At 60.7% G+C, this 12,042-nt stretch carries 12 protein-coding genes and 3 tRNA genes; 7 read left to right on the top strand and 8 right to left on the bottom strand.

Annotated elements, in window-relative coordinates; genetic code table 11:
* On the bottom strand, positions 1 to 214 hold a 214-nt coding region (locus FHT70_RS30135), incomplete at its 3' end, for a hypothetical protein (RefSeq protein ID WP_210282998.1).
* A gap of 40 nt (positions 215 to 254) precedes the next feature.
* Between FHT70_RS30135 and FHT70_RS29540 the strand changes: the two genes are divergently transcribed.
* The 3 genes from FHT70_RS29540 to prfB all read left to right on the top strand — a co-directional run bounded on the left by FHT70_RS29540 (position 255) and on the right by prfB (position 5,567).
* On the top strand, positions 255 to 1,514 hold the full coding sequence (locus tag FHT70_RS29540; RefSeq protein ID WP_183706687.1) for an N-acetylmuramoyl-L-alanine amidase: 1,260 nt from the start codon (positions 255 to 257) through the stop codon (positions 1,512 to 1,514).
* Between the two features lie 359 nt (positions 1,515 to 1,873).
* Positions 1,874 to 4,333: a penicillin-binding protein 1A gene (locus FHT70_RS29545; protein WP_183706688.1), complete on the top strand. Its 2,460-nt coding sequence runs from the start codon at positions 1,874 to 1,876 to the stop codon at positions 4,331 to 4,333.
* 102 nt (positions 4,334 to 4,435) lie between these two features.
* Positions 4,436 to 5,567, top strand: a protein-coding gene (prfB, locus tag FHT70_RS29550; protein ID WP_183706689.1) for a peptide chain release factor 2 whose coding sequence is annotated in 2 segments (ribosomal slippage) — positions 4,436 to 4,504 and positions 4,506 to 5,567 — 1,131 coding nt in all. Because the reading frame shifts where the segments join, the coding sequence is not laid out codon by codon here.
* A gap of 49 nt (positions 5,568 to 5,616) precedes the next feature.
* Here the strand turns inward: prfB and FHT70_RS29555 are convergent.
* The 3 genes from FHT70_RS29555 to FHT70_RS29565 are packed head-to-tail and all read right to left on the bottom strand — an operon-like array spanning position 5,617 to position 7,950.
* Positions 5,617 to 6,636, bottom strand: coding sequence for a dienelactone hydrolase (locus FHT70_RS29555; RefSeq protein WP_183706690.1), 1,020 nt, complete (start codon positions 6,634 to 6,636; stop codon positions 5,617 to 5,619).
* 32 nt (positions 6,637 to 6,668) lie between these two features.
* On the bottom strand, positions 6,669 to 7,172 hold the full coding sequence (locus tag FHT70_RS29560) for a hypothetical protein (protein ID WP_183706691.1): 504 nt from the start codon (positions 7,170 to 7,172) through the stop codon (positions 6,669 to 6,671).
* A gap of 4 nt (positions 7,173 to 7,176) precedes the next feature.
* Positions 7,177 to 7,950 carry an NAD kinase gene (locus FHT70_RS29565; protein WP_011424966.1) on the bottom strand — a complete coding sequence of 258 codons (774 nt, stop codon included), beginning with the start codon at positions 7,948 to 7,950 and terminating at the stop codon, positions 7,177 to 7,179.
* A gap of 157 nt (positions 7,951 to 8,107) precedes the next feature.
* On the opposite strand from FHT70_RS29565, the gene FHT70_RS29570 reads away from it, so the two are divergent.
* Positions 8,108 to 8,183: transfer RNA gene (locus FHT70_RS29570), tRNA-Thr, on the top strand.
* Between the two features lie 329 nt (positions 8,184 to 8,512).
* Here the strand turns inward: FHT70_RS29570 and FHT70_RS29575 are convergent.
* The 4 genes from FHT70_RS29575 to rlmB all read right to left on the bottom strand — a co-directional run bounded on the left by FHT70_RS29575 (position 8,513) and on the right by rlmB (position 10,642).
* Positions 8,513 to 8,650, bottom strand: a complete 138-nt coding sequence (locus tag FHT70_RS29575; protein WP_183706692.1) for a hypothetical protein — start codon at positions 8,648 to 8,650, stop codon at positions 8,513 to 8,515.
* Between the two features lie 62 nt (positions 8,651 to 8,712).
* Positions 8,713 to 8,871 (bottom strand): hypothetical protein, encoded by a 159-nt coding sequence (locus tag FHT70_RS29580; RefSeq protein ID WP_176536253.1) that lies wholly within the window; start codon positions 8,869 to 8,871, stop codon positions 8,713 to 8,715.
* A gap of 125 nt (positions 8,872 to 8,996) precedes the next feature.
* Positions 8,997 to 9,689 carry an AprI/Inh family metalloprotease inhibitor gene (locus FHT70_RS29585; RefSeq protein WP_183706693.1) on the bottom strand — a complete coding sequence of 231 codons (693 nt, stop codon included), beginning with the start codon at positions 9,687 to 9,689 and terminating at the stop codon, positions 8,997 to 8,999.
* Positions 9,690 to 9,751: 62 nt separating this feature from the next.
* Positions 9,752 to 10,642 carry a 23S rRNA (guanosine(2251)-2'-O)-methyltransferase RlmB gene (gene rlmB / locus FHT70_RS29590; RefSeq protein ID WP_183706694.1) on the bottom strand — a complete coding sequence of 297 codons (891 nt, stop codon included), beginning with the start codon at positions 10,640 to 10,642 and terminating at the stop codon, positions 9,752 to 9,754.
* Positions 10,643 to 10,845: 203 nt separating this feature from the next.
* Between rlmB and FHT70_RS29595 the strand changes: the two genes are divergently transcribed.
* The 3 genes from FHT70_RS29595 to FHT70_RS29605 form a co-directional block, all read left to right on the top strand.
* Positions 10,846 to 10,930, top strand: a tRNA-Tyr gene (locus FHT70_RS29595).
* 24 nt (positions 10,931 to 10,954) lie between these two features.
* Positions 10,955 to 11,028 (top strand) — tRNA-Gly (locus FHT70_RS29600).
* A gap of 340 nt (positions 11,029 to 11,368) precedes the next feature.
* Positions 11,369 to 12,042: GTP-binding protein (locus tag FHT70_RS29605; RefSeq protein WP_183706695.1), on the top strand; the 674-nt coding region annotated here is incomplete at its 3' end.

The following is a 12,042-nucleotide window of genomic DNA, read 5'->3' on the forward strand; positions in this document are numbered from 1 at the left end:
AGGGCAAGCTGCGTATAGCATCGGGACATGCCAAAATCTCCAAAGTGAAGCCATTGAAATCATTGGCATGTCGCACTTGGAAATAGAATGTACCAGGGAAAAGCCAAATGTGCCATAATATTGATGGATTTCGAATCGCATAGAAACTGGGGGGCAGGTGACCGCGATTCGGCAGGTCGCAAGGCGTCTCGCTATCGAGCGTCGATCCGGCCATATCAGGTCCATCGCGGTTACAAATAGGGTGTGACGGTTTATTGTTTAAGAGGGCTCGGATCGCGGCGCAGTCCGCAACGCGGCGATCGACATTCGCAAGGCGGGTTCAGACGGCGGTGCTCATTGCAGGTTGCCTCCTGCCTGGCCTCGCGGGTTCGGCCGAGATGAAGGATCCGCTGCTCGCTTATGGGGCGCGCATCATCGGCGATGACGCCAGGACGCGCATCGTCATCGATTTCGACCGCGAACCGCGTTTCTCCGTCCATTATATCGCCAATCCGGAGCGGATCGTCGTCGATCTGCCGGCCACCGCCTTCGGTTTCCCAGGGAAGGATTTGGCCGCTCGCGGCCTCTTCAAGGAGATCCGCTACGGCAAGATGGATGAGGAGAGCGCCCGCATCGTGCTGACAGCGGCAAGGCCGGTGAAGCTCTCGCTCGCCAAGGTGCAGGCCGACGAGGCGGGGAGGGGTCATCGCCTGGTGCTCGACGCCGAAATGATCGATAAGGAGGCCTTTGCCGAACTGGTGAAGACACAATCGTGGGATGATCGGACCGGGGCGGCTCAGACGACGAGCGCCATTCCGGCGCCGGAGAAAGCCGCCCCCGGCGATTTCGTCATTGCCGTCGACGCCGGCCATGGCGGCATCGATACCGGCGCAATCGGCGTCGATACGAAGACCGAGGAAAAGCAGGTGACGCTTGCCTTCGCCAGGGCTCTGGCCGACCGGCTGAACAAGGAGCCGGGCATCAAGGCGTTCCTGACGCGCAGCGACGACGAGTTCCTGTCGCTCTCCCAGCGCGTGCTGATCGCCCGCCAGAACCATGCCGGCCTGTTCATTTCACTGCATGCCGATACGCTGAAACAGAAGGATATCCGCGGCGCAACGGTCTATACGATTTCGGACAAGGCCTCGGACAAGCTCGCAGCCGATCTTGCCGAGCGCGAAAACCTTTCCGACCAGATCGCCGGCAAGGAGGTAGTCGCCGAGCCGCCCGAGGTCGCCGACATCCTGCTCGATCTGACGCGGCGCGAGACGCAGGCCTTTTCGATCTCGCTGGCCGAAAGCGTGCTGAATTCCTTCAAGGACCAGGTCGGCACCATCAACAATCCGCACCGCCACGCCGGCTTCCGCGTGCTGCAGGCCCCCGACGTGCCGTCGATCCTGCTCGAGCTCGGATTCCTGTCGAATGCTGAAGACGAAAAACTGCTGCTCGACGAAACCTGGCGAACCAGGATCGCCGATCTCCTGACCGAGGCGGTGAAGCGATACCGTACCGGCGTTGTGGCGAATGGCGGATAAGAGCGCCGCCCAAAGATTCTAATAGTTCGCTCTGGCGAAATCCATGAAAACAGAGACTTGGACCCATCAGATGAATCTCGTTCTGAACGCCGTGCTTCGGCTTGTCGGCGGGCAAGGGCGTTGCTTGGATGTGACAGTCCCGATGAAACGCTGCCGCGGCGACGATTGCGGCGGGCCGAGCCCTATTTTGCTCACATTCGCGCCGTTACTCCGGCTTATGTTTCCTAGCTTGAGGCGCGGAATCGGCTTGTGGCGGTAGCGCTCATGGAGTAAGCCGCGCGCAACGTGCAAATTGTCTCGATCTGTGCAATCGTTGCGTCTGCGCCGATTGCGGATCGAAGAGACCGGTAGCTGAAAATATGCTTAGACTTCTTGGATATTTCTTCGGAATGGCCTGCGTCCTGTTTCTGGTCGCTGCGGCGGGTATTGCTATCTATCTCGCCAATGTCGCCAGGGATCTTCCGGACTATGCCGTTCTGAACAGCTACGCGCCACCGGTGACGACCCGCGTCCATGCCGGCAACGGCGCTCTCATGGCCGAATATGCTAAAGAAAAGCGTCTTTTCCTGCCGATCCAGGCCATTCCCGACCGCGTGAAGGCCGCTTTCCTGTCGGCCGAGGACAAGAATTTCTACAACCATCCGGGCGTCGACCTCACCGGTCTCGGCCGCGCAATCCTCGTCAACCTGCAGAATTTCGGTTCGGGCCGCCGTCCCGTCGGAGCTTCCACAATCACCCAGCAGGTGGCTAAGAACTTCCTTTTGAGCTCGGACCAGACGATCGACCGCAAGATCAAGGAAGCAATCCTCTCCTTTCGTATCGAGCAGGCCTACAGCAAGGACAAGATTCTCGAACTCTACCTGAACGAGATTTTCTTCGGGATGAATTCCTATGGCATCGCCGGCGCGGCGCTGACCTATTTCAATAAGTCGGTTACCGAGCTGACTGTCGCCGAGGCCGCCTATTTGGCATCGCTTCCGAAAGGCCCGGCCAATTATCATCCGTTCCGCCATCCTGAGGCGGCGCTCGAGCGTCGCAACTGGGTTATCGATCGCATGGTCGAGAACGGCTATGTCAGCCAGAGCGACGGCGCGGAAGCCAAGAAGCAGCCGCTCGGCGTCACCGCCCGCAGCAACGGTCCTTCGCTCTTCGCGTCCGATTACTTCGCCGAAGCCGTGCGCCGCCAGCTGATCGATCAATATGGCGAGAAGGTTCTTTACGAGGGCGGCCTCTCGGTGCGCACTTCGCTCGATCCGCAAATGCAGCTCGCCGCCCGCAAGGCGCTGCAGGATGGCCTCGTGACCTATGACGAGCGCCGTGGATTCCATGGGGCCATTAAGCAGATCGACTCCAGCGGCGATTGGGGCAAGGCGCTTGCCGATATTCCCGCACTAACCGACGTTCCGGAATGGCGGCTCGCCGTCGTCCTCGCCGTGTCCGATAACAATGTCGATATCGGCCTGCAGCCGGCCAAGGACGGGAGCGGCAAGGTTGCGGCGGACCGTCAGCGCGGCACCATCGACGCCAAGAACATGCAATGGGCCTACCGTTCGGCGGATGGCTCCCGCAAGACGGCGAAATCGCCGGCCGGTGTCTTGAGCCCGGGCGATGTCGTCTATGTCGAGAGGCTCGGTGACGACGCGTCGACCTCCTACCGTCTGCGCCAGCCGCCGAAGGTACAGGGCGGGCTTGTCGCCATGGATCCGAAGACCGGCCGCGTGCTCGCCATGGTCGGCGGCTTCTCCTATGGCCAGTCCGAATTCAACCGCGCCACTCAGGCGATGCGCCAGCCGGGCTCCTCGTTCAAGCCTTTCGTCTACGCCGCGGCGATGGACAACGGTTATACGCCGGCCTCCGTCATCATGGACGCGCCGATTGAGATCGTCTCGGGCGGCCAGGTTTGGAAGCCCGAAAACTACGGCGGCGAAGTCGGCGGCCCGTCGACACTGCGCTCAGGCATCGAGCATTCGCGCAACCTGATGACGGTGCGACTCGCCAACGATCTCGGCATGAATATCGTTGCCGAATATGCCGAACGCTTCGGTATCTACGATCACATGCTGCCGGTTCTCTCGATGTCGCTCGGCGCGGGCGACACGACAGTGCTGCGCATGGTCTCGGCCTATTCGGTCATTGCCAATGGCGGCAAGCAGATCAAGCCGACCCTGATCGATCGTATCCAGGACCGTTATGGCAAGACGATTTTCAAGCATGAGGAGCGCCTCTGCGAGGGCTGCAATGCCGGCGACTGGCAGAACCAGGAAGAGCCGAATGTCGTCGACAACCGCGAAACCGTCCTTGACCCGATGACCGCCTATCAGATCACCTCGATGATGCAGGGCGTCATCCAGCGCGGCACCGCCGCCGGCAAGATTGATCTCGGCGGTCGCGACGTCGCCGGAAAGACCGGCACCACCAATGACGAAAAGGATGCCTGGTTCGTCGGTTTCACGCCGGATCTCGTCGCCGGCCTCTATATGGGCTTCGATACGCCGGCCCCGCTCGGCCGCGGCGGCACCGGCGGCGGTCTATCCGCCCCGATTTTCAACGAATTCATGCAGGCCGCCGTCAAGGACATGCCGGAATCGAAGTTCGTCATTCCACAGGGCATGAACCTGATCCCGATCGACCGCAAGACCGGCATGGCCGCCGCCGACGGCGATCCGAACACGATCGTCGAGGCCTTCAAGCCCGGCACCGGACCTGCCGACAGCTTCTCCGTCATCGGCATGGACAGCACCATGGCGCCGGAGGAGATCCTGAAGACCTCGCCGCAAGCCAACCAGGCCGTTCAGACCGGCACGCCAGGACTCTTCTGAGTCTTCACCCAGTTTTGGAAACCCGCCCCGGCTCTTTACATCCGCGGCGGGCGTCTCTATGTCACCAGCACTTGAAGAAGACCGTTACAGAGAAGCAGGAAAATGCGAGCGGAAATCGAAAACGTGGTCGATGAAACCAAGCAGGCTATCACCCTGCTGAGGAGGCATCTTTGACTGGGACCAGGCAGTAAGACGACTGGACTGGTTGAACAACAAGGCAGAGGATCCGAACCTCTGGAACGATGCGCAGGAGGCCCAGAAGCTGATGCGCGAGCGTCAGCAGCTCGATGACGGCATTAACGGCGTCCGGCAGCTGGAACAGCAGCTGAAAGACAATGTCGAGCTGGTCGAACTCGGCGAGGAAGAGGGCGACGAAGGCATCGTCAAAGAGGCCGAGGATGCTTTGAAGGCACTGAAGGCCGAGGCCGCGCGCCGTCAGGTGGAGGCGATGCTCTCCGGGGAGGCCGACAGCAACGACACCTATCTCGAAGTCCATTCCGGCGCCGGCGGCACCGAAAGCCAGGACTGGGCCAACATGCTGTTGCGCATGTACACCCGCTGGGCGGAACGCCAGCGCTTCAAGGTCGAGCTTCTCGAAGTCCATGACGGCGAAGAGGCGGGCATCAAGTCCGCCACCCTGCTCGTCAAGGGCCACAATGCCTATGGCTGGCTGAAGACAGAATCGGGCGTACATCGTCTGGTGCGCATTTCCCCCTACGACAGCAATGCGCGGCGCCATACGTCCTTCTCGTCGATCTGGGTCTATCCGGTCGTCGACGACTCGATCAACATCGACATCAACGAAAGCGATTGCCGCATCGATACCTATCGTTCGTCAGGCGCCGGCGGCCAGCACGTCAACACGACGGACTCGGCCGTGCGCATCACCCATATCCCGACCGGGATCGTGGTGGCCTGCCAGCAGGAACGTTCGCAGCACAAGAACCGTGCCAAGGCCTGGGAAATGCTGCGTGCCCGGATGTACGAAGCAGAGTTGAAGAAGCGCGAAGAGGCTGCCAACGCCGAAGCCGCTTCCAAGACGGATATCGGCTGGGGTCATCAGATCCGCTCCTACGTGCTGCAACCCTACCAGCTGGTCAAGGACCTGCGCACAGGCGTCGCCAGCACTGCTCCGGATGACGTGCTCGACGGCGATCTGAACGAATTCATGGAAGCGGCCCTTGCCCACCGCATCAGCGGCGCCGCCGATGCGGTCGTCGAGGATGTCGATTGACAATCAGCATTTGGAAATCAGAAAGCCCTGGAAACGGGGCTTTCTTTGTTCAGCCTATCGCGCCGCCATCGCCGTCATGAAACAGCGCCGCCGATAGAGCGGCAATCTCGTCATGAACGGCCCCCCGCTCGATGCCCGGCGGATCGGTGAAGAGCTCGGCGGCAAAGGCCATGCCGAGCCCGGTTCCCTCCGGCACAAAGATATAATGCCCGAGGCCGCCGTCGAGGATTTTAAGGGCGCTGCGTGTCAGGCGCTCATGCAGCCAGCAAGAACATTCCTCAGCCGGTGCCGCCTTATCGGCATCGCCGACAAGGATAAGAGCGGGCGCCACGACAGCTTTCAGGCTTTCGGCGCCGAAGCTGAGAACGGAGCGACCCGGCGCGCAGAGGACCGCCGCTGTGATCCTGTCGTCCCGATAGGATCGCGACATGCGGGACCATGATTCGCGAAAAACATCGCTGGTGCGAAGCAGTGAGGGAATATGATCGGCGAGGTCGGGAAATTCCCTCGGGCCGCGTGGACCACCCGGCTTCAGCCGTGACGGCTCGAACTGCGAGAACTGGGTGACGGCGCCGAGAAGCAACATGACGCTATGGGCTCCGGCCGAAAATCCGACCGCGAATACACGGTCCACATCGATCCGACCGGCAAAATGGCCAAGCCAGTCGCGGTAGCGGTCGAGCATCAAGCTCAGATCTGGCGCCCGTTCCCAGAGACAGGCAAAACCTTCGGCGCGGTAGGGCTCACTGCCCGTATTGCCGTGATGATCGACGCCGAGCGCTGTAAATCCGCGATCGACCAGGCGTCGCGCCAGCCATTCCAGTCCGGCCGCAGATCCACCAGTGCCATGTGACAGCAAGACGAGGGGATAAGGCCTGTCTGAGGGCCGAATCGGTACGTCGCGAGCGACCGCCGCCTTCCGAAACCAGCTTCTCTCCTGGATCTCGCATTCCTGCGCGTTATCGGCAGCCGGATACCATAGCGACCACCGGACGGGTCTTGGACCGGCTGCGTCCCAGTCCAGTCTCCGGTCGTCATAGAGGATGCCCTCGCGAAAGCCGAGTTTCATCTTCCTCGCCTGTGCGAACAGCGTCTCGCTGCTCAATTGGTCGCTTTCTCGATGGTGATGTCGCCGAGTTCGTCAATCAGCACGGTCCAGCCGTCCGGCTCGGCTGCGGGATCGGTCTTCAGATAGATCGTAGCGAAGAGGCCGGGTTGTTTGATGATGCCGCTCGAGTTTTCGGGGCGGATATCGGTCACGTATGGCTTCAGGTCGCTGATCTCCTGCAGCTCGATCGTCGAGGCAATCGCCGGACCGGTCTCGGTCTGGGCAATCTGCTGAAGATAGACCTTCGATGTCCTGTCCGGCTGACGCACAGCAAAGAGCTTATAATAGCCGTGGCGCTTTTGCTGAGGGGCGGACACGCTTTCGGCAGCGGTGGGCGCCCGCTCGACATCAGGTGCGTTGCCGTCATTCTCCCAGTAGCCGGTGCTGGTCGCGAAAATCACAGAAGCGGGCAGGATGACGTCCTGCGCGGGAGCGGCGATCGCGGCCGAGCATCCAGCGAGGAAAATCGTGGCCATCAATGTCAGGCGCATTGCCATCATTTCAATCCTTGAACTGCTCCGCGAGAATGCGGTCGGACCAGGAGCGGTCCGGATCGGAGAGGATACGCGCCGTCATATGCTCCGACTGGGCGATGCGGACATGCAGCACCGATTTGACCTCCGTATTGTCTGCCACCGCATTCACCGGCCGCTTCACCGGTTCGAGCACGTCGATATCGACAGTCACCTTGTTCGGAAGCAGGGCGCCCCTCCAGCGCCGCGGCCTGAAAGCGCTGACCGGCGTCATGGCGAGCAGTGGCGCCTCGAGCGGCAGAATAGGGCCATGGGCGGAAAGATTATAGGCCGTCGATCCCGCTGGGGTGGCCACCATCAGCCCGTCGCAGATCAGCTCCTCCAGACGCACGCGCCCGTCGACCACCACCCTCAGATTGGCGGCCTGATAAGACTGACGGAAAAGATAAACCTCGTTGATGGCGAGCGCTGTGGAATTCGTGCCGTCGGCATTGGCCGTCGTCATCTTCAACGGGCGGAAGGCGTTTTCGACGGCGACGCAGATACGCTCCTGAAGCCGTTCCGTGCTGTAATCATTCATCAGAAAGCCGACCGAGCCGCGATTCATGCCGTAGACCAGCTTGCCCGAATTCATGGTGCTGTGCAGCGTCTGCAGCATGAAGCCATCGCCGCCCAGTGCGACGATGACATCAGCCTTGTCCTGAGGCACGTCGCCATAGATGCGAATCAGCTCTTCGCGCGCTGCGAGCGCCTCCATCGTCGGCGAGGCGATAAAGGAAAGCGTCTGGAATGAACGGCCCATACAATGCCCTTTGTGAAGCTGCTCTAGCTAAAGGATAAATGGCAGTTGCGACAAGGCCGTTTTGCAAGACAAGGCGTTTTGAATACACGCAGACTTGTCGGCGCTCGCACGGATTTTCCTTTACAGGATCGCAGAATCTGTTAGTTGGGCAGCTATTGCCCTTGTAGCTCAGTTGGTAGAGCACCTGATTTGTAATCAGGGGGTCGCGGGTTCGAACCCTGCCGGGGGCACCAGCCTACGCTCGTGAGCTTCGGCTCGGCGAGCCGAAGAGAGCGGCCAAGCGAAGGCTGTCGCGTCGTAGTTTCGTTGAGAACGAAGGCAGACTGGTTTCGATAATGCTCCGGCGCGTTTTTCCTTAATGAACCCCGTCCGAAGGACTGTTTCAGCGGCAATTCAGCCGCGACGGCGCAGTGTCTCCCCATCCTCAATGAGGAACCAGCCATGAAGTTCGCGCATATTTGCTGACCGCAGCCATTTCCCTCGAGTGGTGCCATATGATCGCGACATGCCCTGGTTCTATTGCAGCTGAAGACAGTCGGTCTCAGCTACCCGTCGTTCCGGTTCAATGCGCGAGGGGTTCGTTGATTTTGGCCTCGATCCTGTCGCCATTACCGGTCTGTCCGGCACCGGAAGGTGACATCAGCGCGATGCTGAGCACCGAGGCGACCATGACGGCGACGATGGCGATCATTATGCGCATAAGCGTTCAATCCTCGTTCGATCGGGGATTAACGCGCGATCGCCGTCCGCGTTCCTCTGGGCCTATTGCACCGGCCCCGGCGTCGCGGGGCCAGGCGCCGTCGGCGACAAGGGATCGGCCTGGTGAACGGGATGCGACGTGTCCACCCAAATGATGCTCAGAATGATTCCCACAAAGGCCGCGATGAAGAGGATACCGAAAATCAGCGGTCGAATGGCCATGATGGGAATCGCTCCTTCTTGCTTATGACCGGTCGCTACGGATCGATCGCCGCCCGATCATAATGCTCCAGAAGGTCATTCCAAGGCAAAAAGTGGATTTCTCCGGCTCGAGCCATGCGCCGGGATCAGTGGCGCACGAGCGAAAGCGGCTTGCCGCCTTCTTCTCTGGACTTGTCGAAATTGCCGTCGGCGCGCATGTCGAAGCTGAGCGACGAACCGTCATGGCTCATCAGCGTCAGCCCGAAACCGTCGATATCCCATATGCTGAGCTTGAGCCCGGCGACATTGGCAGCGCAGTCTCCGGAAAGCGATAGGGGTGCATGGCCGTCCGTATCGACGGTGCCGTCGAGTGTCACGCTGCAGAGCTTTTCGCCGCCCGGTCTTTGCATTGCCCATGTCCCGGCAAGGCTCCTGAAGGTCGGCAAGTGATCGACACCATCGGGTGCCGAGATCAGCAGGAGCGGTGTTTCGTCTTCCGTTTTCATCGCTGAACCCTCGTTCTCGACGAAACGGGCGATGACCTTGCGCATCGCATCGATCAGAATGAGGCCGCCATTGCCGTCGAAATTCCAGGCATAGGACTCGGCGAGCGCCGGCAGTGGCGTAGTGCAAGACTCCTGGCCAGAGAGCGAATAGCCGCCGATCGCCGTACCGGTTTCAAGCGTCATCCGGCATCCCGCGCGGCCGTCTTGCGGGGCAAAGAGATAGGTCCCGGCCTGCGCTTTGACAATATCGGCATCGATCTCCTGCCCCTGGGCCAGGCCACAAGCAAGCAGGGCTGCTGCCGCAGCCGAAAGCCGGACGACGAAACGGATCATGACACTTCCCTTGGCGCGATGACTGCGGTCGGTTGAATTGAGCTGGTCGCTTGTTGGCTCACCTATGGCTTCAGATAGAGCCGCGCCGCATAAAGCGCGATCGCCGCTGCATTCGAGACGTTCAGCGATTTGATTGCGCCCGGCATGTCGAGGCGGGCAAGCGCGTTGACGGTTTCGCGCGTCTTCTGCCTGAGCCCCTTGCCCTCCGAGCCGAGCACCAGCGCCACCTTGTCGCCTGAGAAGGTGCCTTCGAGCGGCGCCGGCCCTTCTGAATCGAGGCCGATGGTGGAGAAGCCGAGCCTGTGCAATTCGCCGAGTGCATCGGCGAGATTGGTGATCTGTATATAAGGTATCAGTTCCAGGGCGCCGGAGGCGGATTTGGCGAGCACGCCTGACTCGGTCGGGCTATGTCTCTGGGTGGTGATAACGGCCCCGGCATTGAAAGCGACGGCCGAGCGCATGATCGCGCCGACATTGTGCGGATCGGTGACCTGATCGAGCACGAGCAGGAGAGGGCTGTCCTTTAGCGCTTCGAGCCGGCGCATCGGTAGCGGCCGCGTTTCCAGCATGACGCCCTGATGGATCGCCTCGGGACCCAGCACCTTGTCGATCTCGTGCGGCGAGACGATTTCGAAGGGAATGCCGAGCGTCTCGACATCGATTTCCAGGCGCGCGAGCGCATTCTGTGTCGTAAACAGCTTGATCTTCTTGCGCTCCGTATTGTCGAGAGCGGCGCGCACTGTATGGAGGCCATAGAGATATACCTGGTCGGGCGCGAGCGCCGGCGGCTTCCAGTCCTCAGCTCCACGCCGGCGCTTCTGTGGCTGGGGTGTCGGGATCTCGCCGCGTTCGCGCTTGGCGTCACGGTGGGCGCGCCTCAGATTGGCGTAGTGCGTATCCTTGGCGGATGGCTCTGTCGCGGCCTTGCCGCCGGATTTGTTGTCTTTGCTCATGCGGCTTTATAGCCATGGCGTTCGCTGCCGCATAGGCTTTCTTTCATATGCCGGCTTTCGGCGGCGAATGAAATTTTTCGTGTTTTTTCCATTGTCATCGTGTTGACAGACGGAAATGCTCCGGTCATATACGCGGCGCAGACGACGGGCGGCAACGCTTCGAAGTCTGACGAACTTGGTCTTCAAGATCCGGACGAAAAACTGGAGAGATGCCCGAGTGGTTAAAGGGGACGGACTGTAAATCCGTTGGCTCAGCCTACGTTGGTTCAAATCCAACTCTCTCCACCATTCGTCATCGGATCTGACCATCCCGCGGGTATAGCTCAATGGTAGAGCAGCAGCCTTCCAAGCTGAATACGCGGGTTCGATTCCCGCTACCCGCTCCAGTCTCCCTTAAAGCCAGTTGACGCGATCGCAGTCGCGATGGTCACGCGCGCTGTTTCCAGCCGTGGCGGAGACGCCGGCCGCCATTGCCGCAGGCGAGGGATGTCAATGCCGGCGGCCGCGGCTCATCCTTGGTGATCCGTGCGATTTTCTCTGAGATTCCAGCGATTTTTGGAGGGGCCGCGGCGAATCGCCTTGCAGGCGGCGAATTGTCTCCCATATGCGCTGTCACGCCAAGATTGGCGTCTGCAATTAAGTCTTGCGCAATTTCGCCGAAAGCCTTAAACGGCGGCACTAAACCGGTTCGCCGGGGCCACCATTTCGTTCACAGGAAGCATTCAAATGGCAAAGAGTAAGTTTGAGCGCAACAAGCCGCACGTCAACATCGGCACGATCGGCCACGTTGACCACGGCAAGACGTCTCTGACGGCAGCGATCACGAAGTACTTCGGTGAGTTCAAGGCGTACGATCAGATCGACGCGGCTCCGGAAGAGAAGGCGCGCGGCATCACGATCTCGACGGCGCACGTCGAGTATGAGACGCCGGCCCGCCACTACGCGCACGTCGACTGCCCCGGCCATGCCGACTACGTGAAGAACATGATCACCGGTGCGGCGCAGATGGACGGCGCGATCCTGGTTTGCTCGGCTGCTGACGGCCCGATGCCGCAGACGCGCGAACACATCCTGCTCGCCCGCCAGGTCGGCGTTCCGGCGATCGTTGTGTTCCTGAACAAGGTCGACCAGGTTGACGACGCCGAGCTTCTCGAGCTGGTCGAGCTCGAAGTTCGCGAACTTCTGTCGTCCTACGACTTCCCGGGCGACGACATTCCGGTCGTCAAGGGTTCGGCGCTTGCTGCTCTTGAAGATTCCGACAAGAAGATCGGCGAAGACGCGATCCGCGAGCTGATGGCAGCGGTTGACTCCTACATCCCGACGCCGGAGCGTCCGGTTGACCAGCCGTTCCTGATGCCGATCGAAGACGTGTTCTCGATCTCGGGCCGTGGTACGGTCGT

The organism is Rhizobium sp. BK049 (assembly GCF_014193135.1).
Lineage (GTDB): Bacteria > Pseudomonadota > Alphaproteobacteria > Rhizobiales > Rhizobiaceae > Rhizobium.